We start from the raw sequence: 26,305 nt of genomic DNA, 5'->3' as shown, positions 1-26,305 counted from the left end.
GAATCTTCTGTTAGTTTAAAGGCAATTCACCTAAGCCCTCCAGAAACCAACCTGATTGATATTCAAAAGTTACTTCCTCTTCACCTGATTTATCGATTACTTTTGAAGTAAAATCATGTGCAATCTCTTTCTTGCTTTCTAAAACCATTTTGGCTAATGCTGCAAATTCTTTCAGATCAACCCCGTCTTCCACGACGAAATAAGGTTCTCCAGCTTCAGTCCAGCGGGTTTCAAAAAGTCCTTCTTCAAATTTTTTCTGCTGTGCCTCAGTCAAGCGAGGAACATGTTTTTGATTATCCATATGCTGTTAATTAAAATTATCTAATAGTAAATGATTTAAAATAGTCTTCTGCGAAATGCACCAGACAAAAAAAAGACCGGCTTCTCACCGGTCTTCGTATAATAATACCTGGCTTACAATTTAAGCCGGAATTTTTCTTGGTACTTCCCTATCCCAGAATCTGTGCATCGCAATCATTTGAGCAAACAAATCTGTTAAAGTAGAAAGATCATCTGATACAATAATACCTTCTCTAAGTACTGTTTCGGCAGAATATTCTGCCGGAAGTTTCTTATGGAAATAACCCGCCTCCAATACTTGAATGGCAGCATCATCTGCAGCAATCGCCTTGCAATGTTTAAAGGCTTCATTCAGGAAATGAACAGCATTAGCTTCAGCTTCTAAACTCGCTACGCTATTCGTTCCTCCGGGAACATACACGGCATCATAAAGTACAGATGCAGCTGTTAGAAAACTTTCATCTACCTGAATATGCTGATCTTCTGCCGAGATGATCTCACCCAGCTTAGGTGCAATAATATGAACTACTGCGCCTTTAGCAACCAATGCATCTTTTACGGTGCTTAATGATTTTCCATCTACACCATCCGCAGCCAGAATGGCAATTTTTCTGGTTACAATCGAATCTTTGATGGTATTGGCCATACTTAAAGCTTCAGATTTAGCCAATGGACCTTCTTTCTTCTCAGATGCATAATCTGCAGGATCAGCATCAGCAGGAACACTTCCATTAAGTTCTGCTAATGGAATTTCAGGCACATGTAAACCAAGTGAATAAGCAACGGCGGCAGCAAGACCTTTATCAATATGTGCTAAAACGCCGAGCATACGCTCACGGATAGGCACCATTTTCACTTTCCCCAATTCAAAACAAAGGGCATCAATTAAGTGATTTTTTTCAGGGTCAGATTGGCTATCGAAAAACAATTTCGCCTGAGAAAAATGGTCTAAGAAACTTTTGCTCCTGGCCCTAATCTTTCTGGCATCTATTCTTTCATTATAACTGGTAAAACCGCCGTTTGCAGCAGTAGTTTGTTGTGGATCATTTGCAGCAATGGCATTTGGCCCGTAACTTGTTTTTCCACGATTAATGGTTTGGCGCATGTGGCCGTCTCGCTGATTATTATGGACAGAAATTACCGGACGATTAATTGGAATTTCATGAAAATTTGGTCCACCTAACCTAATTAACTGGGTATCCGTATAAGAGAAAAGTCTGCCTTGCAATAACGGATCATTGGTAAAATCAATTCCGGGTACTACATGACCAATGTGATAGGCTACCTGCTCTGTTTCTGCAAAAAAGTTATCTGGATTGCGGTTCAGCGTCATTTTACCGATTCTTTGCACAGGAACCAATTCTTCTGGAATAAGTTTAGTAGAATCTAAAAGGTCAAAATCAAATTTAAATTCATCTTCTTCCGGTATAATCTGAACACCTAATTCCCATTCGGGGAAAGCACCAGCTTCAATGGCATCCCAAAGATCTCTTCTATGAAAATCAGGATCCTTTCCAGAAATATTCTGAGCTTCATCCCACGCAACTGAATGCACACCTAAAAGTGGTTTCCAGTGAAATTTAACAAAACTCGCCACGCCAGAGGCGTTAACGAACCTGAAAGTATGTACACCGAAACCTTCCATCATGCGGTAACTTCTTGGTAAGGCACGATCACTCATAGCCCACATGATCATGTGTGCCGATTCAGGAAGTAGCGAAATAAAATCCCAAAAAGTATCATGTGCCGATGCAGCCTGAGGCATTTCATTATCAGGTTCAGGTTTTACAGCATGTATCAAATCGGGGAACTTTATGGCATCCTGAATAAAAAAGACAGGCATATTGTTTCCAACCAGATCGAAATTTCCTTCTTGTGTATAAAACTTAACTGCGAAACCCCTTACGTCTCTGGCCAGATCGGTTGATCCTCTTGATCCTGCTACCGTTGAAAACCTAACGAAAACAGGTGTTTCTGTACCCGGATCACAAAGAAATGCTGCTCTTGTAACTTCAGACATATCTTCATACACTTTAAAAACGCCATGAGCGGCTGATCCTCTCGCATGAACCACACGTTCTGGAATACGCTCATGATCAAAATGCGTGATTTTCTCCCTAAGGATAAAATCTTCCAGCAAGGTTGCTCCCCTGTCGCCAGCTTTTAAGGAATTCTGATCGTCACTAATTTTTACCCCATGGTTGGTTGTCAATTGTTGCCCTGTACTATCGGCAACAAACTCTTCCAGCTTGGTGGTTTTATCATTTTCAACCTGCGCAGGTTTACTGGTATTGTCTACTGATTTCTTCGCCATAATATTTTATCTTAAGCTTCCTCTGCTGCTTTGTAATTGATTTCGTTTCCAGCGATATCCGATAGTTTTGTATCCGCATTTTTCTCTTCAGACAGCGTCTCTTCCAAAATATCGCCCACTTCTGTTAAACCCAATGTGGTAGCCAGTTGAATTAAACCACTATAAGATGCAATTTCATAATGTTCTACTTTTTGAGAGGCCAAAATAATACCTACATCACGTGTGGCAGTACCTGGTTCTGTTTCTTCTACAATGCCTTCGCCTTCTTTAGTAATACCTTCCATGGCATCACATTTCTTTGCAATTGCTTTTTCTCCAAGTAATTCGAAAATCTGCTCTAATCTGGATACATGCGTTTTTGTTTCTTCCAGATGAGATTCAAGTGCAGAAACAAGTTTTGATGCCGTAGCCGCAGAAATCATTTTAGGCAATGCCTTAACCAGATGATTTTCTGCCCAATATAGATCGCGGATGCCATCGGTAAAAAGTTCCTGGAGCGCTGAAGAAGAATCTTTATTGGTTTTAGTACTTAACTTTGGTTCAGTACCGCTTTCCTGTTTTTTCATATTGATGTTTTGTTTAATTTGATGTTTGTGGACTGCATTAGAAGGATTTGGCAAGCGATCTGATGATCTGAGATATTTATATTTCATCATCAGGTAAACTCATTTATCCAAGGTTTCGTTTCAGCAGCATTATGTCTTAAGACAACCCATGCCGACACGAAATAGTTTTGAGAGTTTTACGGCGATAAATACTTTTATTTCAATGATATGCTAATAATAAAACCGCCGCTTCTTAAGGATAAAATACAACACCTATCAAAATCATCAAATAAACTGTTCATCAGGCAAACTTTGATGGGATTCTATGGTTTTGATTGCATGGAAAATATCGACCAGTTAATGATACCCGCCGCAAGAAAAGGCGAAATGGAAGTTTTACAGGAACTGATTCGCAGGAATGCCAATTTAAATGCACGCGATGAAAAAGGATTTACGCCACTGATTATTGCTTGTTATAACAATCAGTTAGCAGCTGCTAAATTGCTACTTGATGCCGGAGCAGATATTAATGTTGCCGATGATGGGGGCAATACGGCACTTATGGGGGTAAGCTTTAAAGGTTATATTGAAATTGCTAAACTCTTGGTTGAACGTGGCGCAAATCTCGACCTTCAGCATGGTAATGGTGGCACAGCACTGATGTTTGCCAGCATGTTTGGAAGAAACGATGTGTTGCAATTATTGCTTGCTAACGGTGCAAATACAGAAATGAAGGATGCCCGTGGACAGACTGCTGCAGACCTGGCTGTTATGCAAGGAAATGATGATGGACTAAAATTGTTAAATGCATCCTGATAACTTCCTGAATATAATTCAGGATTTATACATGTGTTAATTTTAAAGGTGCTGAATCAAGTTCAGCATGACGAGTGATTTATAGATATGATCACTTATATCATTAACCACCCCGCCTTTCAGGCACCCCTCCTTAAAAAAGGAGGGGAGTTGATGGGCTTAAATATTATTTTACACCAAAAGCCTTTAAGATTCGCTTAAAAATATCAGTATTTGGATAAACACCTGTAAATTTTTGTGATCCTGGGCCGTAGGCAAAAACCGGAACCATAATATTGGTATGGTCATCCGTACTGAAATTCCCGCGAACAGTACCTTTTTTATACGAGGCATCTAACAATGAAAGTCCGCCAGTTTCATGATCTGCTGTCACAATAACCAGTGTTTCCCCATTTTGGTCAGCAAAACGCATGGCTTCACCCACCATCCGATCAAAATCATGCAGCTCGGTAACCGCATAAGGTAAATCATTTGCATGTCCGCCATGATCAATTTGTGCCCCTTCAGCCATGATAAAGAAACCCTTTTTATTTTTGCCTAGTAATTCCATGCTTTTTACAAGTGATGTTTTAAGCATCTCGCCCCTACCCTTTAAAATACTTCGGGTAACAGAATCTTCCAATAGCACCAATTGTTTACCTGATGTTGCCGCAGTAAATTCATTCAGGTTATTTTGCAACTGGTAACCTTTGGCTTTTAATTTCTGCATTAAATTGACATCCTTATTTTCAAAAAAGCTTTTGCGCCTCGAACCGATCAGCACATCAACAGAACTGTTCTGAAAGTCGGCAGCAATTTCCTGCGACATGGTTCTTTCTATTTGATGCGCATAAAATGCTGCTGGAGTAGCATCTGTAATATCGCCACTGGTGATGATAGCCGTTTTTACGCCAAGTGGCGCTAAAATTTCTGTGATGGATGGTAAAGGCTTCCCATTCACATCCATGCTGATGTAACGATTATTGGTTTTCTGGCCGGTTGCCATTGCCGTAGCACCTGCTGCAGAATCAGTAAAATCAGAATTGGAAGCTTCTGTGAGGGAAAGACCAATATGTTGAATATTAACCATATTAAGTTGTCCGAAATTGGCACTTAAACCTGCCTGAATCTGGGCCAATCCCATTCCATCTCCAATTAAAAGAATCACATTTTTAACCTTTTTGGGCAAACCATCATTTTTATAGGTTGGTTGATAAGGCTGATACTTTTTGGTATTGACGTACTCCATTTTATCACGATTTTTATAAAACTCGCCTAAAGCGTTCGGCCGATCTGTTCCAATCCAATCTGCTCCCATTTGTTCCAATTCTTTCCAGCTATTCGGACTATCTTTTGTGGCCCAGAAACGAAAAGGTTTGCCCATCTGATGCGCTTCAGCAATCACCTTTTTCATCTTTTCCAAATCAGGTGGTGTTGGAGTACCCTTTCCATTCCATACTGAAAAATGCGAAAGATCATCACTGATCATCCCGATATGCTTCAACTGTTCATCAGTATAATTTCTTCCCGGACGGCCGTCAAAAAATATCATTTGCGGATATTGGCTAAACTGATCAGCTGGCGGTACGTCACCACTCATCACAATTTTAATAGCAGACGGGTTTTTGGACTGATCAAAAACAGATTCATAACCTTTCAACTGTTTGATCAGGGTGGCAAGCACATGCTGGTAATCTTCCTTAATATCAATCACCAGCTGAAGTTTTTGCGTGGCACTAACATAAGGTTGATTTCCATTTTCTTTAAACAAGGCGACCAGCGGATCAAGGTAACTCTTTTTTAAGGTTTTGCCTGGTTTAATCTCACTGCTTTCATGCGCTACATAAAGTTCACCATCGCGATAGAAAACGTCAGCTTCAATGGAGCCCATCCCTGCGTAATAAGCTTCCAACAAGGGGATTTGCTGTTTATAATCATTGTGACTATGGCCGTTATTGGCAGTCAGTTTCTGTTGTGCAGAAACTGACTGAATGCCAAAAAAGATGAATAATAAACAAATAAATTGAGTTCTTATTACCATCCTGCGTTTTGTTTAATTACGCCTGAACTGTTATCGATTTCTCGCTGTGGAACGGCCCAAACATCATGAACCTGTGGGTTAAACGTTCTGGCTGGCCAGATAACCGTACCATCATAATCATGTAGTGGTTTAGCATAAGTGGCTTGCGCATCTCCCCAGCGTACCAAATCGCGGTGACGATCGGCCCACTCACCAGCCAATTCATTCCGGCGTTCCCTTTTCAAATCAGTAATGGTCATTCCGGTTTTTGGTGACAGCCCTGCCCTTACCCTAATTTTATTTAGTTCGGTATCGCCTGCACCAGCGCCATTTAAATTAATCGCCGCTTCAGCTTTAATTAAAAGGACTTCAGCAAAACGCATTAAAGGCACATTTAAATCTGTTGTTCCATTATCTCCATTCGGATTTACATGTGTAGGAATTGGATTAGCATAACTGAAAGGCTCCATATATTTCTTAAACTGGTAATTTGAAGTCGCTCCACCATCTTTGGTAAAACTCCGTTCAGCGCCAAAAAACATAAACTTATCACCTGGCTTTAAAATAGTTACCTCACGACGCTGATCTCCTGTTTCAAAAGAATCATAAAGTTCTTTAGTTGGCAGGTAATAACCCCAGCCGTTGTAAATTCCCCAAGCTTTGTTGGTTAGCATTACGCCAGGCAACTTACTGCCCCAACCTGTTCCGCCGCCATTCGGTGTACATACAACAGACCAAATGTATTCTTTAGACCAGTTATTTGAGGCTTTAAATACATCAGCAAAGTTAGGTAATAAATCATGCTGACCTGAACTGATCACCATATCTGCATATTTTGCTGCATTGGCGTAATCTTTTTTGAACAGGTAAACTTTTGATAGATATGACCAGGCTGCAGTTTTGTGCGCTTTACCATAATCATCGGCCTTCATTGCTGAAAAATCAGGTAAATTATCTGCGGCTTTCAATAATAATGAAATGATGTAATCATAGTTCTCCGTCACATTTTTTGCCCTTGGAATGGCCACAGACGCATCAGCATCCGGAGTTACAATAGGTACACCAGCTTTATCATTACCATAATTAGAGGCCAGCTGGAAATAAACCAAACCAGCGTTAAAATAAGCATCACCAATAATTTGTTTCTTTAAAGACTCATCCATAGCAATGGCTGGCACATTGGTAATAATGTCGTTTGCCCTTTTTATAATGGCGTAACGCATGCTCCACTGTGATTCGGTATAACCACCGCCAATGTAACTTCTGTTAAAGTTTTTAATGTTATCGCCTTCAGGTTTGTTCCTACCCGTAACCATATCATCACTGGCATTGATAAACCAGAACATACCGCGACCGTAAAAATCTTCTGAGTTATAGTTTTCATACATGCCGGCTTCGGCTTTAATGGCATCTTCCTTTGTTTTCCAGAAATTTTGTGCCGATGGAGATCCTTCCGGCGTGATATCCAATTGTTTTGTACACGATGCAAAGGCAGTTAAGGCCAGCAGTGCAAAGAATTTTATATTCGTTTTCATGAGTTGTAGATTAAAGATTAACACTTAAACCAAAGATGAAGCTTCTGGCTTGCGGGTAACGCCCCACATCCAGGCCATTATTATCCATTCCAATTTCAGGATCGAAACCAGAATAATTGGTGATGGTGAATAAATTGTTGGCAGTGGCATAAACCCTTACCGCCCCGGTTTTAAGTTTACTGGTTAATGATTTTGGTAAGCTATATCCCAGTGTTACATTGCGGATACGCAGATAAGAACCATCTTCGATATAGAAATCGGAAGCATTAAAGTTTCCATTATTATCACTGGTAGAAATAATAGGTACTTTTCCACCCGGATTTTCAGGAGACCATGCATCTAAAATACCAACCAACTTATTGTATGATGGTCCGCTGGCACTATAAGTTGTTCTCTTTACCGCATTGAAAAGTTTATTTCCTTGTACTCCTTGTGCGAAAATATTGAAATCGAAATTTTTATAACTGGCGTTAAAGCTTAAGCCATAAGAGAAATCAGGATAGGCACTTCCAGCGAAGTAACGGTCTTTGCTATCAATTGATCCATCGCCATTAAGATCTGCAAATTTAAAATCACCAGCTTTAGCATTTGGCTGAATTTTCTGCCCATTTGCATTTTTATAATTATCGGCTTCTGCATTGCTTTGGAAAATACCTTCCGTTTTTAAAACGTAATAGCTATACAAAGGCTGGCCTACAGTAATGGCCAATGGAGCAAGCTCATTTCTAAAATTGGTACCTACGGCGATATTGGTTAGTCCTGGCGCCAATTCTTCTACCTTGTTGTTCACTTTGGTTAACGTTGCATTTACAGAATAGGTAAATGCCGTATTTTTAGCACTGTTATAAGTTAAACCAAGTTCAATACCTTTATCCTTTACTAAGCCTGCATTGATGGTTTGAGAAGTTAATCCCGCAGTTCCTGGCAAAGAGCGGGTAAGAATCATTTTATCCGTTTCCTTAATAAAATAATCTGCCACCAAACTTAAGCGATCAAGAACCGTTACATCCAAACCAATATTGGTTTGTTTACTTTCTGCCCAGGTCAAGTTTTTGTTGGCAAGAATAGTTTGAACATAACCGTTTTGCAGGGTTGGTGTTTGACCGAAATAACTTTGTGTTGCAGCCAGTAACGGATTTACTGCTGATGAAGATAAACTCCCCAGGTTACCTAAAATACCATAACTTCCTCTCAGCTTTAATTCATTTAACCAGTTGGCTGATTTTAAAAATTCTTCTTTGTTAATAGACCATCCTGCAGAAACAGAACCGTAATTTCTAAACCTGTTTTCTTTAGCAAGCATAGATGAACCATCTCGTCTGCCGATAAATGACAGTAAATATTTTTCTTTATAATTATAATTGGCCCTTAAAAACAATGATGAAATGGCTTTGGCATCATAATAACTGGTGGAAGGTTGAATGATGGTGGCATTGGTTAAATAACGGTATTGATCAGATTCATCATCAAAGCCAGATCCAGAAGTATACAAGCCATTGCTTTTTGTTTTCTGAAAGGTATAACCACCTGTTAAATCAATTTGATGAACTCCGATGGTGGTTTTGTAGTTTAATACCTGTTCAGCTAAAAAATCATTCACGGCATCAGTTCTTTCTACCAAACTGTTGCTCAGTACGGGCTTTCCAACTTCCGGACGTTTCGGTGTAAAACTTTTAAATTGAGCATCTGATTTGGTGATGCTCAGGTTTGATCGAAAGCTTAAACCTTTAGCCAACTGAAGGGTAGCATAAGGATTAACCACCAACACATTGACAGGATTGTTGATGTCAATTCTTTTTAATTCAGCAACAGGATTAACAATATCACCATAGTCACCAGCATATTGTCCGCCCGGTAAACCCGCAAAGCTGCCATCAGCATTGTAAGGCGTACCATTTGTAGGATAATAAATGGCTGATAAAAGAGCGCCTGTATAATCACTGCTGGTATTGGCGCCATTTCCGTTGACACTGCTATAAGACAGGTTTTCACCCACTTTTAACCAAGGCGTGAGTTCATGCTCAGAATTGACTCTGAAATTATAGCGTTTGGTTTTGGTATTCAGCACAATCCCTTCCGCATCACGGTAATTGAAACTTAAATAGAAGGTAGATTTCTCACTTCCTCCATTAATGGCTGCATTATAATCCTGAAGCAAGGCATTTCTGAATACCTCATCCATCCAGTTGGTTCTGGTGGTTTGTCCATCAGGATATTTAGCAAGATCAAATGCTGGCAATATGGTTGTTCCGCCATTTTTAGCTGCAGTTGCGGCTACCTCTGCCCGTTGTTGAGCATTTAATGTTTCCAGTTTTTTCCAGGCACTTTGTTCTCCAACTTTGGCATCAAAGCTGATCTGCATTTTACCTTTTTTTCCTTTTTTAGTGGTAATTAAAACTACACCGCCAGAAGCACGTGCACCATAAATGGCGGCAGATGCATCTTTCAAGACAGAGATTGATTCGATATCATTTGGATTCAGATTTGGTGTACCGAGAAAGATAGATCCGTCAATCACGTAAAGAACACTTTCTCCGTTAATCCCGCCTGCTCCTCTGATATTTATTCTGGGCGATGAAGTCGGATCTCCACCTTCATTGGTCACAATCACGCCTGGTGATTTACCAGCCAATACTTCTCCAACACTATTTACAGATCTTGATGACAGTTTATCCAGTGAAACCAAACTCACTGCACCTGTTAATGTTTCTTTCTTTTGGGTTCCGTAACCTACCACCACCACATCTGCCAACATGGATCTTTCCTCGTTCAGTATGATGTTAATAGAAAGGTTATCACCTACCGTTACCTCTTTGGTGCGGTAACCAATCATGGAGAAGGAAAGCACCGTTTGTGCACCTACTTCAATGCGGTATACGCCATTTGCATCAGTGGTGGTACCGCTTTGGGTGCCAACAACTTTAACTGATACGCCTGGCAAAACCAAACCGGTTGAATCTTTCACCACACCTGTTACAATCCGGTCGGGTTTATTGAAAGTAGCATTATTTAAAATCACGTAGTTACCCTTTTCTTCTACGCTAAGACCTAATTTATCCAGCAAAGAACGTACGGGTTCCATGTGGAAATCGCCGCTGAGCTGAGTATTTGATTTTTGAAGAAGATCTGGATTGTAAACAAAGCTTAAACCTGAAATGCTTTCGATTTCCCGGATAATCTCATTGAGTTTACGGCCTTTGCTGATCTTAATGTTCACTTTGCTTTTGGCCAATTGCTGGGCCATGCCGGGCGAAGCCAAAAGTGAGCTGCAGAATATGCAGATGATTGAAAATGTTAAGCATGAATATTTCATGATCTGATAGAGAGATAAGGTCCTCCTGGACGAGGTTGTTTTCATTTGTTTGATTGCTTATAAGAATTAAAATAGTAATGAATAGTCTATTGAATGCAACAGACAGTTTATGAATGATTTAACTGTACATTATTTGTGGATTTTAAATGTTTGATGATTTTGATCTGAACTGAATTTAAGGTGGTGCAGCGAGCAAATGATGTCGAGAATCTCTTCCGGGCGCTGTGCACTGTTAAATGTTGCCGTTGTTTTTAAGTTCGCGAAAGATGTTTGATGCAATTGAATTTTAATATTGTAAACGTATTCCATCTGCCGGATAACCTGCGTTAATGTGACACCATTGAAATTGATTTCCACAGGGCGGATATCATGAACAACGTTGAGGGTAGATTTGCCGGTTACCTTATTAAATAAAAGTTTTTGATTTCTAATTAGCGTTCCCAGCAGTTTCTCATCATTTTTAATGGCCACCTTACCTGTTGAAACGGCAACTTCTACTTCTTTCCTTGCTTGGTAGGCACGGATGAGAAATGAAGTTCCCAATACAGAAACATTTAAATGGTTCGGAAGCTTCACACGGAAAGGCCTTTTCTCATCATGCGCAATAGAGAAAAATGCTTCCCCTTCTATAATAGATACCTCGCGAGAGCTGGTATGGAATTTTTCAGGGTAAGTGATTTTTGCTAAAGGGGCCAAAGTAATTTCCGAGCCATCGCTCAGTATAATTTTTTTACGTTCGCCAGCTTGGGTTGAGGTCGTAATTTGGGTATTAGAGATTCCAGACCCTATATGCTGTTGCCAAAGCCAGAAAGTAACAGATGTAACAATTACAAGGGCGGCAGCAATTTTGATCCAATGTTGCAAAAAGAAAGGTTTCCTCGCCTTTTGATCAGCGATAGCCAATTGCAGATTTTGAAACATAGCCTCACTAATAGCTGATTTTCGTTCACCTGTAAGCGCTTTTTGATCGGTGTCTAAGGCATCATACCAATTCGCTACCTGATCACACTCTTCAGGACTTGCCGCACCATCTAAATATTTTGTCAACAGTTGTTTTGCCTTTTCTTCGCTCATTTGTATAGATGTCGTTTCAAAAAGAAAAGGGTACTAACCAAAAATGTTATCAGTAAGTTAAGTTCTGGTTAAGGCTAAAAAAAATGAAGAAAAATCAGGACTGGAGTGAGTTAAAGCCTGAAAAATACGATGAGCAATAAATAGGATAAGTTTTCCCGAAGTATTTTCATTGCTGAGGTAATCTGATTTTTTACCGTCTGTACAGAAATATTTAGTTCAGTTGCAATTTCCTTTACTGTTTTATCCTGTTCCCTGCTCATCGAAATCACCAGGCGCATCCGCTCTGGCAAGAGTTGCATTACAGCCTCCACTTCTTTTGCCGTATCCTGAAAGATTAAATGTTCATCAGGAGCAACTTCCCTTTTTTGATTCATCAGGATGGCATATTCTGTCTGATGACCATCTTTAATGGAACTGGATCTGTAATAATCGATAACCCTATTTTTTACAGCGCCATATAAATAGCCTGAAAGATTGCCGGTTAAATCAAGTTTTTTACGTTTTTCCCATAGAGAGATGAAGATTTCCTGCGTCATATCTTGCGCAAGTGTTTCATCGCCCAGCTTTTTAAAGGCTAAATCAAATACCTTTTCCCAATGGATATGGAAGATTTGCTCCATTGCAAAAGGATCATCGTTTTTTAATGATGCAATTAATATGTCGCTCAATGCTTTTAGTTTGCTGCAGCAAAGCTAGTGAGCCAATATTCACTCCATATTAACTCATTATAAAGACTGATGTAACAAATGATTTCTGAGCGAAACATATTTTGATGGGTATCTCTTTAACGATTTTACGATTAATGCCACATTAAACAAAACCTAAAGCATTGACCATCAGTGTAAAATAAAATAACTTAAACATTCTGTAATTATATATTGTTGGCTCTTTAAATCGAAGATAATCTCGGTTATTATACTTTATTATTAAATCATTTATCATGAAAAAAATTTTTATCTCAAGTTTATTCTCAGTAGCATTATTTATGGGTGTTGCTCAGGCACAAATCCAAAAAGGCAATGTAATGGTTGGGGGAAACCTGGCAAATATCAATTTAGGTTTGGATGATCCTAAAATTTTCAGTGTAGACATTACCCCTAAAGCAGCTTGGTTTATCCAGGATAACCTGGCATTGGGTGGATATGTAAACTTTGGTTTAGAAACCGCAAAAAATTCAAACACTACTACTTCATATGGCGTAGGTGCATTAGGCCGTTATTATGCTGGTAAAGACGTAGAGGTATTGAACCACGGACGTTTATTTGCTGAAGCAACTGTTGGTATTGGTGGCGTTAATGTTAGTAAAGGCGGTGGTAACACTAACGGCTTAAACTTAAGCGTTGGACCAGGTTTCGCTTATTTCATTACACCAAACATTGGTTTAGAAACCTTGTTAAAATACAATGGCTTGGTAGGATTTGGTTCTTCAACTACCCAAAGTAATTTAAATCTTTCTTTCGGTTTCCAGATTTATTTACCCGGACAAAGAACGGCTAACAAAGTAAAAGGCGATATTCGTAACTAATAACGAATACGACAAAAAAATGCCGGTATCTCATCGATACCGGCATTTTTTATGTTTGCTAATTATTAATGATGCTATCTAAGTTATTAAGCTGATAACTCTAAAACAGCTAATAATTCCTTTTCATCATCATCCTCCAACTGAACAATTTCATTCAGCAGGTTAAAAATTCCTTCTTTCTCATTAGTCTTTAGCGCCAGGTCGAATAAGCGGATCATCATTTTCTTTTGATCAATGCTTAAGCTGCTGAATAATTTTGGTTCTACTTCATACAAGACCTTAATCAGGTTAATTAATTTGGGTTTAATGAGCCCTTGCTCCCGATCGGTTATATATTTCGGAAAGATTCCATCCTGATCAAAACCATCTATTAAACGATCTGCATATTCACGCAGAAATGGCTTGCGCTTATTTTTCAGGTAATCATTTAGTTCTTTAATTAAAAAGCGATATTCCGCGGCAGATTTTGCGGCACCAAACAACGCCACCTGGCCTTCATTTTCATAACTTTTAAAATCAAAATCCCTGAAAAAGTCGCTATTGATGTAAACGCTATGAAAATAATCATCACTTTTTTTATTTAGTGTGGTGTAATTCTTATAAATCTCTTCCCCACCCGCCAGAAAGTAATATTTAGAAAGTTCCTTATGCAAACTCTCTTTCCAATGTACATATTTGATCTGAAACCTGAAACCAGTATCCTGATAAACGAGTTCAAATTCCTCCGTGCTTTTAATATTCGTAGAAAAATCCAGGGCCTTCCCGTTGACCAATACCTGCATATTCTTATGCTTGTTCAACTCCATGAACCAACAAAACTCATTAATTAAAAAGGGAATTACAACCTGTTCAAAATCAAGCTGACCAATATGCAGATTCGTAAAGGTCACAACGGTACCAGTCTTTTGATCAGCATTTGAATGTTCAGTTGCTTCGTAATGATTTAATCCCCCAGCATGGGTTTGTATGGTTCCCTGATGAAAACCTTTCTCATCCTGGTAAGTCGTATTCCAGCTAGCATTGTAAGCAAAAGTAAAAAAGGTAAGCCGGCCAACGCCATTCCGCCCATGCATTTTGGAAGTATGCTTAGGTGCAACAATCTGAATGGCCTTTTCGGATTCAAAAAATGGATCAAACTTCTGTTTCAACCTGTCAAAATTAATCCCGTAGCCATTATCCGTAATTTGAAGACTATCCAACCGTCCGAGTTCATTGGATACATAATCAATCTTGATGACATCGGCATTGGCATCAAAACCATTCCAAATGTATTCAGCTATCGCTTGTTTTTCATTATAATTTCGAAGTACTTTTTGAATACCTTTTGAGGTAATGTTAACGTTTTCAGACATTTATTACTAAATTAATTAGCAAATTTACTCAAACATTTATATAAACGTAGCTGTTCATCCCTATTGAATTTGTTAACATATTTATTAGGGATTTTTTTAATTGGACACTTTTAAAATAGGCCTTACGAAGTTAAAACCCAATATGATGATCAATTATCCAACTGAAAGCGCATCATTTATTTTTAAATAGACGCTGATAATTTGCCTTTTTTATATTTATAATTGTAAATTTTATTCAAATTTTTCCCCAATGAACATTGAGAATATTTATGGCGATCAAAAGTGGAACTCCTTTGGTGGACAATCACCACTAATTGAGGTTTTTAAATCTTTTCATCACCTTAGTCCAGAAATTGAGGATGTAATCAATGACCAAACTTTTCCGGTTCATTTCGCAAAGAATAAACACATCGCATCGCCTTTAAAGCGAAATAAATACATTTACCTGATTCTGCAGGGGGCTGTTCATGGTTATATTAAAATGGGCAGCAAAAAAATCACCACCTGGATTGCAGCTGAAAATGAGCTTGCAGGCACCATTAGAAACTTGTGGGAAGATGTAACTACTGATGAATATGTAGAGACAATCGAAAACGTAGTGGCCATTGCCGTTCCAAATAGCATGATTAAGCTGCTGTATGAGCAATATCCGGTAGCCAATTACGTGGGTAGAAAAATGACCGAAATTTATATTAAAGGCGCATCTGAAAGGGCTTTTATTGTGAGATTACCTACAGCGCTGAAACGCTACCAAAGATTATTAGTTTCTTATCCGCACCTGATGAACAGGATCCCAATAAAATATATTGCATCTTTTATCGGTATGCGCCTTGAAACACTCAGCCGGATGAGAAATAAAGTATAACCGAATAACGCATATTTCAAATCAAAATATAATGAATATTATCCTTGCCTCTACTTCTACCCTTTTTGGGGGGACCTACCTTACTTATCTCAAAAAAGAGATTGTTAGTCTCTTTGATGGGATTGAAGAAATTATCTTTATTCCATTTGCCAGACCAGGCGGGATTTCATGTGATGAATACACGGATAAGGCTAAAGCTTTTTTTGCTGAACTTCAGATTAAGGTTCGCGGACTGCACGAATTTGATGACCAGACCAAAGCCATTCAAGAAGCCAAAGGCTATTTTACCGGTGGCGGAAATACATTTCTACTGGTTAAAACGCTCCATGAAAATGGTTTGATGGAGGTTTTAAAAAGCAATGTAGAAAATGGTAAAGCCTATTTGGGCTGCAGCGCAGGAAGCAACATTGGTGGGCTCAATATGAAAACCACGAATGATATGCCTATTGTTTATCCGCCATCTTTTGATTGCATGGGATTGGTTCCCTTCAACATTAATCCTCATTACCTTGATCCAAATCCTGATTTAAAACATAATGGCGAAACCAGGGAAACAAGAATTATGGAATTTTTAACCCAAAACGACATTAAAGTAATTGGTTTAAGAGAGGGCAGCTGGATCAGAAGAATAGGTGACCGAATCAGCACAGAAGGTACTGAAAAAACAAGAATTTTTGAGAAGAATAAAACGCCATATGAACTTGAACCAGGTACAATTCTTTAATTTTTTTGCATACTTTAAAGTTAATATTTAACACCTGATATGCCTAAAATTTTAGATATGAATTGTATTTTAAATGACTGGAAATAAACAATATAAACTTTGCTTTTAATATTGACTTTCTGTAAATTGGTAATACCAAATATAGAAATCATGAAAGTGCTCAAGAAAATTGAAAACTGGGGAGATCAGCATCATCCTCAATGGATTGATTATTTCAGAATATTGTTAGGCATCATTCTCATCTGGAAGGGAGTTGATTTTTACATCAACATGGAAGCCTTTAACCATTTAATGCGAGGCGCTATGCTGGGTACGGCATTTAGCATCAGCCTGGCGGCCCACTTTATTATTTTAGTTCACATTATTGGTGGGGTTGCTATTGCCCTGGGCACACATACCAGATTATTTTGCCTGGTTAACCTGCCCATATTAATTGGAGCTGTCTTTTTTATTAATATCTCGGCCGGTATATTTAAACCTTATTCAGAATTCTGGTTTTCATCGCTGGTATTAATCGGACTGATTTGTTTTATTGTAGAAGGAAATGGAGTGCTGGCTGTTGACAAAACGCAAGCCGTTCCTCAATAATTGACGCTGAATAGGACCTGAATCATCCTGAAAAACGAATGAAACCGCAATATTTTGCAGATTTTGACTGATTTATCTTTAAAAATCAAACGCTAACTTAATGGTTAACAAGCGTTAATGTTTTTTATTAAATATTATAGTTAAAATCATTTGCAGATTACGATCAACTTTGTACTTTTGCAGCGGAGAGTTGGCAGAGTGGTCGATTGCGGCAGTCTTGAAAACTGTTGACTTGTTAAAGGGTCCGCGGGTTCGAATCCCCCACTCTCCGCAGAATTAGTTTTAAAGTGCTTCAAAAGCCCGCAAATCGTATGATAGCGGGCTTTTTGCTTTTCCGGGATACCATTCTATTCGCTCACTGAGATAATTAAAGTGAGAGATTCGGTGAGTTCCAAAGGGAAATTCAGAATACTCACCGAATACGACTTAAACCGTTATCTATCAAGCTTTTTAGAAAGTAAACATCTTGACTTTATTTGCCTGCAAAGTTAGATTTGTTAACCATTAAGATGAGTACTATGAAACTAATTTTAGCTTACTCTTTTATTTAAAGAGGCAAAAAAACTATCAATTTGGACCTGTAGCTATCTACATGCAGATTACTGTTAACGGAAAGCGGAGATGACATCCGGAAGATCCTGTAAACTCAGTCAATGGAATACTGTAAATGGTTGGAGCAGTAGAAAGAAAGAAGACTCGAAATCACTCAATGTCTACCTGAATGATCTTCAATTTAAGATCCATGAGGCCTATCGTCAGTTGATGCTTAATGATGAGGAAATAACAGCAATATCTATCAGGGATAGATTTCTTGGAAAACTGGAAAGCCATTATACTATAATAGGCGTACTTAAGGAATACAACAGAAAGTTGGAAATCCTCGTCGGGTCAGAATATACGAAGGGAACCGCTGAGCGATATCGCACTAATTATCCAGCGATTATATATTTGTCGGAACGAGGTCAACTAGATTAGTTTTTCCAGCCTGGCCTATAATTTATTTTTTTAAATAGCCTTGTTCACATAAGCCCTAATAGCAAAGTTTAACTTACTGAAGATAGATTTTCAATAACCAGCACCTCCATTTTAATTAGAAGTTTCGAAATATGTCATGAATAGATTACCTGCTAACCAAGAGCACATTTAAACTACATATTTAGATTCTAGAATTATCCCGCCTCTATGCACTTTGACATAGTGATGATAGTTTAAAATTACCCTCGAAAAGAAAGTAATGTTTCTAATTGAACAACTAGGAAATCCAGCCGTTAATTTCCTTTTCGTACCGATGGGAATGCACCCAAGCTGTTCCAATTTCATATATTTTGTTTGATAGCTGAGTTAGTACTTCGTGGGCTGGATGACCTATTAATTTCGGAACCATTTTTTTGATAAAATCGATACTGATTTCTAATCTGATATTATGCTCAACCGAAAGCTTTTTCACTTCTTCGGCCAGTTCGTCCAACACTTCAATGGGAATAAGGTCCGTTTTGCTGTGTGCAACTAGTACCGAAAGAATGCATAAATCGAGGGGGCATCGGTTTACGATACAATCCATAAACTCGCCCTTAAAGAATTCGATTATGTCGTCTGCTTCAAAGCGCTGTAGCGCTTCGATTACTACGATAACTTTGTCCGCCAGTCGGTCAACTTCACCGGCCTGAGTATATGCGAAAATCAATTCCTGCCAAAGATAAGTGCTCGGAGGTATGGACGGGTTGGACTTAGCATTTTCAAGAATGAGTGCATCGGATAGTTGGTCAAGCAGGCTTTCTTGTGCGCACATAGTTTTCCAAATATTTTTATAGTTATCGCTCCACTCACGGGCGGGCCCATTGATCACGTGCAGGATGAATTCACCAAGGCAAAGTTCGAAATTTGGGTTCAAGCCATTTTTTAATACTTCTTCAATGATCTTTTGCCACTTTTCGTTTCGGGTATGTGAAATGCCCAAGCCGCTAATTAGGTGAGATTGACCAATGAATATCTCTAAAGCATCGCTTAACAATTGGGACGGGATTTTGGCGATGATTTCATTTGGAGGTAAATCCAGGAAATCGTCTTTCCCGAAAATTAGTTGCTGAATTTCAGTTGGTACATGACTACGTGTGATAGCTGTTGCAATAATCCAACGCTGATCAATCCTACCAGAGCTAAAGAGATCTAAGATAATTTGTTTTTCAGCTCCACTTAATATTTCCCAATCAGAAATTGCCCAGGATACTGAATATAGCATCAAGTTTGTTTTTGGATATTGCAGTATTTTTTGAAAAAGCGGTAAACGCTTCTGATGATCATCAACAATATCCAATAAAAACGAGACAATACCCATTTCGTAGGTATCTAGAAACTTTCCGGCACTTACCCTATTGTCAACCCATTTATAGAAGGCTTCCGCGACCCTGAATCCAGCCTCTGTGTTTTTGAGATACTTTTTACTTTCGTTGAGTGTTACGTCAAACCGTCCGGAATTGTTGATTTCAACATTGATTGGCATATTTTCCATGAATGTCGGAAAGATGTCACCCCACAATTCCCACATGGGTTGTTTGTTTTGGTCCTCTATGTTTTCCCAATCAATGTGCTCTATTCCATAATCAATCCCAAATGAGCTTAAGAACGTTCTGATTCTTGCGATAACAAAATTATTGTTTAGGGATTTTTGGATTAACTGGACTAAACGCTCCCTTTCAGCCTGAGAATGATGGGGATATCCCAGGATTGTACCTTTTATGCCTTCAACTACCACCCATGGGTTTGGATCTGAAAAAATCTGATCGATAATATTTGCGCTTAATGCTGGTGTACGTTTAAGTACAATGTTTGCCATGGTTGAGCGGATAAAAGTTTCCGGGGCATTTAAGATTTGAAGGATGCCTTCTTTATTTGGAAAATCTGTAACCGGAAAATCGTGACGCGACAACAAGTTAACAATTGACCATAAGGTTAATGATGATTGTTCCTTATCTGTTGAGAGATCTGCGATGGCAGCTTTAGTTTCAGCTTCATTATATTCGTCTTCTTCAAAAAAACTGCGGGAACAGTCAGAATAAAATGGGGTATTTCCACTCCAGAAAATATCCGAAGATGACATATCTTCATCAATCAGGTGATAAATTCCCTCCTGGACTTGCTCATTGTTTGCTGAAATATGTTCCAATAAAAATTTCAATACCCAGTCTCTGACTGAGGGAAATATTGAGTTGGTGGCTTCCTGATAAGCAACATCAAGCAATTCGGCTTTTAACCCCTCTTGATTGGTTGCATCATAGATACTTGATAGCTGGGAGGCGATGTATGTTGCGCTATTTGTATTTAGGGATGCAAGTGTCCGTTTAACCTTTTCTGAAGATTCCTTCACCTCCAGCACCGGTGTCTCAGTAAGCAGGTATTTTGAGGCTTCCTGATAAGTAGGGTGACGGAAGGTAATTTCGTTTTGATTAAGTTGGATATAGCCTCTTTCGATGAAAAAGGTGAGTTCTGTTCTATCCTCTGGGTTTAGGGTATATTCATTCTGGTATTTTGGGAAGCTAACTTGATTTGACCTTTTGGATCGCTTGAATGTCTGCTCTTTTAAAAAGGCCGGGCACTGATCATCTTCAGCAAGGATGTACGCCAAATCTTCCAGACGAACCGGAACAATGGTGCTTGCGGCCAAACCGAGAACTTTGTACAGTTTTGACGATACCTTGCCTCTAGCTTTAATATCGATCGCAAGTTGTTTGGCATCTGCTTGTGCCAGGTGTAATAATATTTCAAGAGATTTTCCTTCAAGGGAGCGCCCTGGTAGACGGCCTAGGTGCGCAAGTTGCCCAATCTGCAAAAGCTGATGTTCAGGTGCGGTATTTAAATATTTGTTTATTAATCCTTTGCAGTTTTCCGGAACTGCGTGGGACATTTTGCCCCAGGCTTCCTCCAGAAATGCCCTTCCCCTAAATTTAAGTTCAATCCAGTTGTTTCCTTCGAGTGCGCAATCGTCTACAGTGGCAACTCCATTTGCACCTGTTAATACTTCAGATCTAGTGGTAATGATGATTTTATTTCCCGGGGTTTTATTTTTAAGTAACTCTTGAACTTTTCGCAAGTTTACTTTGCTTTCTGATTCAATATTGTGGCCAAATGGATCTTCAAGAAGAAAAATATGTTTCCCTCCCGGGTTTCTTAAAAAGCGATCGGCATCTCCCACATCTGCCCCACCCTGATATCTGTAGCCATTTTGGATAAACCTCTCCGCTATAGTTTTCGCCAGCTGTGATTTACCACAAAAAGATACTCCGCTGAGTAATAATACCTCTTTATCAGCAAGTAATTTCTCCAGCTTATCTTCTTCTGGCGATGGAAGGTAATCTGAGGTAATCACGGGACGTTGAATTGGTTGCTGTTGGTCAACTATCGTATCCAGTTGGCTTTTGATTTGGGTGATTTCGGCTGAAGTGTTTTCTACGTGCTTTTCAATGCGGTCAACAGCAGCTGAAATCTCAAATATCTGAGGCTTATAATGTTCTTCAATAAAAATTTTTTTAAGCTTCGGATTTGCTTTTGCCCGCGTATAGAAGAGTTCAAAAAACTTGTTTACTTCGCCGGCACTGGGTTTGAGGACATTTGGATTTTTTTCAAGTGTTGCATTTACCTCACTCATATTGGCTTCCTTGAATAGTACGTGATTACTGAGCATTTTAAATACTACAGGTGAATGATAGAAAGAAATCTTATCCTGATATTTTACGGGGTCTTTTGCGGCATACTCATCCGTTACATCTGAGATTAACCGCAACAGGCGTTTATAATAACGATCTTTGGGAAAAAAGAAAAGTTTTAGTCTTCCATAGCCCTCCTCCTTGATAAACTGATCCAAAAATTTGGTAGCCACATAAGTTATGGCAACAGTTGTTCCGATCATATATTGAATGTTATTTAGATAAGCTACGGACTATTGATATATTGAAATCTTTTAATGTTTGCGTTTTAAACTTAATAAAAAATCTCGTATATTATAAATATATACTTTGCAATCAAAAATAGGCGGTGAGTGATTCGGTTAGTCACATTTTGAAACGACCTTAAAAACATATTGAAGCGGGATTTAGCCATGGGTTCAATTCCCCCACTCTCCGCAGAATAAAATTGAAAGCCTGAAATCATAGATTTCAGGCTTTTTGTTTCTAATAATTCTATGGTTCACTTCGTTTCGCTACCACTTGCTCCGGCGCATCTATTTATCGAAATCCTTTATAAGGAAGTGCTACTTTAAATCACAACGAATAGAATGACCACAGGCATCTCTTTGAAAATATATACATTCGCCTTGATTTAATTCCGAATATTTACATTTAAAATCACTTTTTCCTAGACCTCATGAATGACGCTTTACAATTTCAACTTAGCTATCCTGATCAGCAGCTCAGTGATTTTGTATATTGCTTCTCTTCTCTACAAATTTTTTCAAATCAGCAGCATGCTGTGATCATTCCCAACGGAAAAATCGATCTGATATTCTCCAAAATCGGTGATGATCATCTTCAAATTGCCTTGCTCGGACTGGAAACCAAGCCTAAATACGTTAATGCTGAAGTTAATAACTTTTATTCTGTAAACTTTCATCCATTAGCAATAGAATATTTATTCACCTCTCCCATCGCTGATCTTATTGATACAGGAAAAATATTACCATCAGATTTCTGGAATTTTAGCATCCATGACCTGGACAATTTTGAGGGATTCTGCAAAAAGATGACAGAAAAGATCTATTCTTTTTTACCTGAAAAGATAGATGAACGAAAAAGAAAGTTGTTTCAATTGATATTTGCCTCAAATGGCGAAATCTCCATCAGCGAGCTTGCTCAAACAGTATTCTGGAGCCAAAGGCAAATCAACCGTTATTTTAAACTGCAGTTCGGGCTCTCCTTAAAATCATATTGCAAAATACTCCGTTTTCAGGCATCGCTTCCTCACATTAAAAAGGGCGAACTTTATCCAAAACTCAATTTTACCGACCAGTCACATTTCATCAAAGAAATCAAACAGTTTGCAGGAGTCTCACCAAAAGAACTTCACAAAAACAAAAACGACCGATTTTTACAATTCCTGGTTTACAAGGAAGAGTAGTTTTGCAGTGTAAATAACGATTTATGCTGTTAGAAAATAAAAAAATAGCCATTGTAGGCGGTGGCCCGGGCGGACTTACCTTAGCGAGACTTTTACAACAAAAAAACGTTGATGTAAAAGTGTACGAAAGAGATATAGATAGACATGCAAGGGTGCAGGGATCTCCTTTAGATTTACATGAGCATTCGGGGCTGGCTGCATTGCGGGAAGCCAATCTCCTAGATGAATTCAGGAACAGCTATATGATTGGTGCCGATAAGACCACCATTACCAATGAACAGGCAGACATCGTTTTTAGCGACCATGAGAACAAACAAACGGAAGCTTTTGGTGATGAGCATTTTCGCCCCGAAATTGATCGAGGAGTACTGCGTAGCATACTGATTGATTCATTAGCTGCTGAAAATCTAATTTGGAACAGTCAATTTTTAGCCATGGAAAGACAGGGCGAGGGTTGGTTGTTAAATTTCAAAGATGGAAAAAGTGAATACGCAGATGTAGTGATTGGTTCAGACGGTGCAAATTCGAAGATCCGCCCTTACCTGACCGATGTAAAACCTTTTTATTCGGGTATCACTATGCTTGAAGGCAATATCTATGATGCTGAAAAAAAAGCACCAAAGATTTCGGCTATCCTTCGTGGAGGAAAAATAATGGCATTTGGAAATCAGAAAAATATCCTGATGGGACAAAAATCGAATGGAGAGATTGGTTTTTATGCAAGTTTTAAAGCCGAAGAGAATTGGGCAGAAAAAAGTGGTTTGGACTTTTCCAACAAATCAGAAATACTTAAATGGTTTAAAACAGCATATGCCGAATGGAACGAGATCTGGCAGGAGTTGTTTGAAAATGCAACTACACCTTATATTCCAAGACCTATCAACTGTATGCCGCTAGACCAAAGTTGGAAGACCATGCCCAACCTGACCATTATTGGTGATGCTGCACACCTTATGCCTCCATTTGCAGGTGAAGGGGCAAATATGGCCATGCTTGATGCATTGGAATTGAGCAAAATGCTGTTATCAGACAAACATAAAAATCTCCAGCAAGCAATTTCCTTTTATGAAATCGAAATGCGAAAAAGAGCCTCTTCAAAAGCAAAGGAATCTCTTGAAAATGGTGAAAAGATGCATAGTAAAAATGCGCTGTCTGTGATGACCAGTTTTTTCAGTGGACAAAGCTAGAATCGTAAACACAAACGGCCTTTAGGTGCCTAATATGTGTTCATCACCTGAATTCGATATATTATGAGTAGATTTTAACACCGCTGTCTGCAACCTTCCATCTGAAAGACTATTGTGTGGACATATTTTCTAAGCTTGGTTTTCTATGCATTTTTCTAACTAACTTTAATAAAGCATAGGCTTTACCGAAGAGCGCCATCAATCCCTAGGGCTGGAAAAATCAAAAAAACAGTTGTATAATAGTACATATAGCACTAACAAACCTTAAACGCAGTGGTTTTGTGTTCATAAATGCAGGTTCGAAGCTAAAAAGAATTGAACACAAAACTAAGTGCCGCTGTTTTTTTGATGTGTGCGGGATGGTGTAAAAAGCCCCTAGTTGGATTGATAAAGCGTTTTGGGTACTTTGGCGCTCCAAAGTACCATGCCTCCGCGGCAAAGAGCGGGCAAAAAATCTTTACAAATTAATGGTGTCAAAAAGATAGCCTGAAAGAGGGGAATTACGATCGCTAGAATAACTCCGTTGTGTTACGGTTTTAATAGATTTGCCAACAAACTATTTTAATTATAGCATCACATTAGCAGAAACTTACTAACCTTCGGAAGCTCAAAAATAAAGCTACCCATCCCCTCTCTTAATTTGCTTATGAAGCCTATATTGAATCCAAATCAGCCTGGAGAATGGGTATAAATTTACGCTTATTCCAGAGCCTGCGATAAGCTTTTCCTTCAAGGAAACGATAAAAGCAGGTAGATCTAATATGGCCCGATTGCGGGATCATCATCGTAACGCAATGGCCAGTAGAAAGATGAATGATTTGATGAATATCAGTTGCTTTAACGAAATGTGATGTACCAGGCTTGCGTTCAATATCATTGACATTAATATTCCCGAACGCATCTATCTGATAGGTTCGTTCAGTATATCCACCATCTAAAATATGCGTAATAAAATCGAAGGGATGGTCATGCGGATCGCCAGTATCCGGAGCGCTAAACTCATTTATTGAAGCGGAAAAAGGCAACCCTTCAATATGGTGCTTTTTAAAAACTTTTGATAGTTTCTCAGATCTAATAGATAATTTCATTTTCCGTCGCAGTAAATTACTGATAAGCAGCCAATAATTAGGCATTCGAAGCCAACATAGATGATGACACTCTAACACCATCCTACATACTCATCAATCACCATTGGTCGCTCTTTTAGCCTAAATACAGTATCCAATTACGCAGCGGATAAAACATTTTTTGGCTAATCAATAAGGTTTCAATCTGATGAATTACCCAGAGATAAAACATTATTTAGATAAATAAAAATAGAATAGCGCCTTAACGATCTGGCTCATCGATCGCTTTCCTGTCACCCAGTCCGATATGCTTTCACGATCAACCCCAGTGTCAAAAGCAATTTGCTTTATTCTAACCCCCTTTTCCTGCATTTTCTTTTCTATCCACAATGTATTAACTACGTTAGCCGGAGATGGAAGATGTGTTTGTGTGGTTACAGCAACCTTAAAATCGGGCAATATTTTCTTAAAAAGATCTTGTGTTCTTTTAACAAGCGTAGCCTCAGTCGCATACTTTCCAGAAAGGGTTTCGTTTTGGGTGGTCTGTATTTCTAACGTATGATCACCAATGGCCTCAATGGTAAAAATAATATTAGACTGCGTCTGATGTCTTGCCGCTGCTCCCTCGAGTTTAAGAATAGCTTCAGGGGTTAAAATACTTTCAAGCTTCGTGATATCTTTAATCATTTAATTTTAACCAGTTTCACAGCATATGGTTTTATATTTTTTTGAACAAAGAGGAAGGCATCCGCTGCTCCCCTAATTATGTAACTATCGTGTGGCCACGTTTTTTAAGTGTGATTTTTAGGCATTTTGCTAACTAACTTTAATAAAAACCCAAGCCTCACCGAAGAGCGCCGTCAATCCCAAGGGCCGGAGAAATCAAAAAAACAGTTGTACAATAGTAAATATAGCATTACCAAACCTTAAACGCAGTGGTTTTGTGTTCATAATTGCAGGTTCGAAGCTTAAAAAAAACATGAACACAAAACG

20 protein-coding genes and 1 tRNA gene are annotated in these 26,305 nt (G+C 38.8%); 9 read left to right on the top strand and 12 right to left on the bottom strand.

Annotation, left to right across the window (positions count from 1 at the left end; translation table 11 throughout):
- Positions 1–10 precede the first annotated feature (10 nt).
- From EV200_RS00990 to EV200_RS00980, 3 genes are all read right to left on the bottom strand, one after another.
- Complete coding sequence (locus tag EV200_RS00990) at positions 11–301, bottom strand: hypothetical protein (protein WP_132528961.1); 291 nt, start codon at positions 299–301, stop codon at positions 11–13.
- A gap of 120 nt (positions 302–421) precedes the next feature.
- On the bottom strand, positions 422–2,614 hold the full coding sequence (locus tag EV200_RS00985) for a catalase (RefSeq protein ID WP_132528960.1): 2,193 nt from the start codon (positions 2,612–2,614) through the stop codon (positions 422–424).
- 11 nt (positions 2,615–2,625) lie between these two features.
- On the bottom strand, positions 2,626–3,180 hold the full coding sequence (locus tag EV200_RS00980) for a YciE/YciF ferroxidase family protein (RefSeq protein WP_132528959.1): 555 nt from the start codon (positions 3,178–3,180) through the stop codon (positions 2,626–2,628).
- Positions 3,181–3,498: 318 nt separating this feature from the next.
- Between EV200_RS00980 and EV200_RS00975 the strand changes: the two genes are divergently transcribed.
- Entirely contained in the window at positions 3,499–3,975 is a 477-nt protein-coding gene (locus tag EV200_RS00975; protein WP_132528958.1) for an ankyrin repeat domain-containing protein, read from the top strand.
- A gap of 166 nt (positions 3,976–4,141) precedes the next feature.
- On the opposite strand, the gene EV200_RS00970 is transcribed toward EV200_RS00975, so the two are convergent.
- The 5 genes from EV200_RS00970 to EV200_RS00950 all read right to left on the bottom strand — a co-directional run bounded on the left by EV200_RS00970 (position 4,142) and on the right by EV200_RS00950 (position 12,564).
- Complete coding sequence (locus EV200_RS00970) at positions 4,142–5,995, bottom strand: alkaline phosphatase (protein ID WP_132528957.1); 1,854 nt, start codon at positions 5,993–5,995, stop codon at positions 4,142–4,144.
- Complete coding sequence (locus tag EV200_RS00965; RefSeq protein ID WP_132528956.1) at positions 5,989–7,509, bottom strand: RagB/SusD family nutrient uptake outer membrane protein; 1,521 nt, start codon at positions 7,507–7,509, stop codon at positions 5,989–5,991. The genes EV200_RS00970 and EV200_RS00965 overlap by 7 nt, the downstream gene beginning before the upstream one ends.
- A 10-nt stretch (positions 7,510–7,519) precedes the next feature.
- Positions 7,520–10,822 carry a SusC/RagA family TonB-linked outer membrane protein gene (locus EV200_RS00960; RefSeq protein ID WP_132528955.1) on the bottom strand — a complete coding sequence of 1,101 codons (3,303 nt, stop codon included), beginning with the start codon at positions 10,820–10,822 and terminating at the stop codon, positions 7,520–7,522.
- Positions 10,823–10,951: 129 nt separating this feature from the next.
- Positions 10,952–11,896, bottom strand: coding sequence for a FecR family protein (locus EV200_RS00955; RefSeq protein WP_132528954.1), 945 nt, complete (start codon positions 11,894–11,896; stop codon positions 10,952–10,954).
- Between the two features lie 110 nt (positions 11,897–12,006).
- The gene (locus EV200_RS00950; protein ID WP_132528953.1) at positions 12,007–12,564 is read right to left on the bottom strand and encodes an RNA polymerase sigma factor; all 558 of its coding nucleotides are present in this window, start codon (positions 12,562–12,564) and stop codon (positions 12,007–12,009) included.
- Positions 12,565–12,836: 272 nt separating this feature from the next.
- On the opposite strand from EV200_RS00950, the gene EV200_RS00945 reads away from it, so the two are divergent.
- Positions 12,837–13,421, top strand: a complete 585-nt coding sequence (locus tag EV200_RS00945; RefSeq protein WP_132528952.1) for a porin family protein — start codon at positions 12,837–12,839, stop codon at positions 13,419–13,421.
- 86 nt (positions 13,422–13,507) lie between these two features.
- Here EV200_RS00945 and EV200_RS00940 read toward each other — a convergent pair whose 3' ends face one another.
- On the bottom strand, positions 13,508–14,773 hold the full coding sequence (locus EV200_RS00940; protein ID WP_132528951.1) for an ATP-binding protein: 1,266 nt from the start codon (positions 14,771–14,773) through the stop codon (positions 13,508–13,510).
- 250 nt (positions 14,774–15,023) lie between these two features.
- Between EV200_RS00940 and EV200_RS00935 the strand changes: the two genes are divergently transcribed.
- From EV200_RS00935 to EV200_RS00915, 5 genes are all read left to right on the top strand, one after another.
- Complete coding sequence (locus tag EV200_RS00935) at positions 15,024–15,638, top strand: Crp/Fnr family transcriptional regulator (protein WP_132528950.1); 615 nt, start codon at positions 15,024–15,026, stop codon at positions 15,636–15,638.
- A 31-nt stretch (positions 15,639–15,669) separates the two neighbouring features.
- The gene (gene pepE, locus EV200_RS00930; RefSeq protein ID WP_132528949.1) at positions 15,670–16,362 is read left to right on the top strand and encodes a dipeptidase PepE; all 693 of its coding nucleotides are present in this window, start codon (positions 15,670–15,672) and stop codon (positions 16,360–16,362) included.
- Positions 16,363–16,512: 150 nt separating this feature from the next.
- The gene (locus tag EV200_RS00925) at positions 16,513–16,950 is read left to right on the top strand and encodes a DoxX family protein (RefSeq protein ID WP_132528948.1); all 438 of its coding nucleotides are present in this window, start codon (positions 16,513–16,515) and stop codon (positions 16,948–16,950) included.
- Between the two features lie 184 nt (positions 16,951–17,134).
- A tRNA-Ser gene (locus EV200_RS00920) sits at positions 17,135–17,221 on the top strand.
- Between the two features lie 350 nt (positions 17,222–17,571).
- Positions 17,572–17,925 carry a hypothetical protein gene (locus EV200_RS00915; protein ID WP_132528947.1) on the top strand — a complete coding sequence of 118 codons (354 nt, stop codon included), beginning with the start codon at positions 17,572–17,574 and terminating at the stop codon, positions 17,923–17,925.
- A 277-nt stretch (positions 17,926–18,202) separates the two neighbouring features.
- Here EV200_RS00915 and EV200_RS00910 read toward each other — a convergent pair whose 3' ends face one another.
- Positions 18,203–21,592 carry an nSTAND3 domain-containing NTPase gene (locus tag EV200_RS00910; RefSeq protein WP_132528946.1) on the bottom strand — a complete coding sequence of 1,130 codons (3,390 nt, stop codon included), beginning with the start codon at positions 21,590–21,592 and terminating at the stop codon, positions 18,203–18,205.
- Between the two features lie 716 nt (positions 21,593–22,308).
- On the opposite strand from EV200_RS00910, the gene EV200_RS00905 reads away from it, so the two are divergent.
- Together EV200_RS00905 and EV200_RS00900 are read left to right on the top strand one after the other, a co-directional pair.
- Positions 22,309–23,058: a helix-turn-helix domain-containing protein gene (locus tag EV200_RS00905; protein WP_132528945.1), complete on the top strand. Its 750-nt coding sequence runs from the start codon at positions 22,309–22,311 to the stop codon at positions 23,056–23,058.
- Positions 23,059–23,081: 23 nt separating this feature from the next.
- A complete protein-coding gene (locus EV200_RS00900; RefSeq protein ID WP_132528944.1) occupies positions 23,082–24,245 on the top strand; it encodes an FAD-dependent oxidoreductase in 1,164 nt (387 codons plus the stop codon).
- 653 nt (positions 24,246–24,898) lie between these two features.
- Here the strand turns inward: EV200_RS00900 and EV200_RS00895 are convergent.
- On the bottom strand, positions 24,899–25,333 hold the full coding sequence (locus tag EV200_RS00895; protein ID WP_132528943.1) for a hypothetical protein: 435 nt from the start codon (positions 25,331–25,333) through the stop codon (positions 24,899–24,901).
- A 210-nt stretch (positions 25,334–25,543) separates the two neighbouring features.
- Positions 25,544–25,999, bottom strand: a complete 456-nt coding sequence (locus EV200_RS00890; RefSeq protein WP_132528942.1) for a helix-turn-helix domain-containing protein — start codon at positions 25,997–25,999, stop codon at positions 25,544–25,546.
- Positions 26,000–26,305 lie beyond the last annotated feature (306 nt).

It is taken from the genome of Pedobacter psychrotolerans, assembly GCF_004340665.1.
GTDB lineage: Bacteria > Bacteroidota > Bacteroidia > Sphingobacteriales > Sphingobacteriaceae > Pedobacter > Pedobacter psychrotolerans.
Note: the sequence above shows the minus strand (reverse complement) of the source record. Positions and strands in the feature narration are given on the sequence as shown.

Bases quoted from the DNA above. Each gene is read 5' to 3' on its own strand.
- EV200_RS00990 (WP_132528961.1), bottom strand. From the start codon at position 301: ATGGATAATCAAAAACATGTTCCTCGCTTGACTGAGGCACAGCAGAAA.
- EV200_RS00985 (WP_132528960.1), bottom strand. From the start codon at position 2,614: ATGGCGAAGAAATCAGTAGACAATACCAGTAAACCTGCGCAGGTTGAA.
- EV200_RS00980 (WP_132528959.1), bottom strand. From the start codon at position 3,180: ATGAAAAAACAGGAAAGCGGTACTGAACCAAAGTTAAGTACTAAAACC.
- EV200_RS00975 (WP_132528958.1), top strand. From the start codon at position 3,499: ATGGAAAATATCGACCAGTTAATGATACCCGCCGCAAGAAAAGGCGAA.
- EV200_RS00970 (WP_132528957.1), bottom strand. From the start codon at position 5,995: ATGGTAATAAGAACTCAATTTATTTGTTTATTATTCATCTTTTTTGGC.
- EV200_RS00965 (WP_132528956.1), bottom strand. From the start codon at position 7,509: ATGAAAACGAATATAAAATTCTTTGCACTGCTGGCCTTAACTGCCTTT.
- EV200_RS00960 (WP_132528955.1), bottom strand. From the start codon at position 10,822: ATGAAATATTCATGCTTAACATTTTCAATCATCTGCATATTCTGCAGC.
- EV200_RS00955 (WP_132528954.1), bottom strand. From the start codon at position 11,896: ATGAGCGAAGAAAAGGCAAAACAACTGTTGACAAAATATTTAGATGGT.
- EV200_RS00945 (WP_132528952.1), top strand. From the start codon at position 12,837: ATGAAAAAAATTTTTATCTCAAGTTTATTCTCAGTAGCATTATTTATG.
- EV200_RS00940 (WP_132528951.1), bottom strand. From the start codon at position 14,773: ATGTCTGAAAACGTTAACATTACCTCAAAAGGTATTCAAAAAGTACTT.
- EV200_RS00935 (WP_132528950.1), top strand. From the start codon at position 15,024: ATGAACATTGAGAATATTTATGGCGATCAAAAGTGGAACTCCTTTGGT.
- pepE (WP_132528949.1), top strand. From the start codon at position 15,670: ATGAATATTATCCTTGCCTCTACTTCTACCCTTTTTGGGGGGACCTAC.
- EV200_RS00925 (WP_132528948.1), top strand. From the start codon at position 16,513: ATGAAAGTGCTCAAGAAAATTGAAAACTGGGGAGATCAGCATCATCCT.
- EV200_RS00915 (WP_132528947.1), top strand. From the start codon at position 17,572: ATGACATCCGGAAGATCCTGTAAACTCAGTCAATGGAATACTGTAAAT.
- EV200_RS00910 (WP_132528946.1), bottom strand. From the start codon at position 21,592: ATGAGTGAGGTAAATGCAACACTTGAAAAAAATCCAAATGTCCTCAAA.
- EV200_RS00905 (WP_132528945.1), top strand. From the start codon at position 22,309: ATGAATGACGCTTTACAATTTCAACTTAGCTATCCTGATCAGCAGCTC.
- EV200_RS00900 (WP_132528944.1), top strand. From the start codon at position 23,082: ATGCTGTTAGAAAATAAAAAAATAGCCATTGTAGGCGGTGGCCCGGGC.
- EV200_RS00895 (WP_132528943.1), bottom strand. From the start codon at position 25,333: ATGAAATTATCTATTAGATCTGAGAAACTATCAAAAGTTTTTAAAAAG.
- EV200_RS00890 (WP_132528942.1), bottom strand. From the start codon at position 25,999: ATGATTAAAGATATCACGAAGCTTGAAAGTATTTTAACCCCTGAAGCT.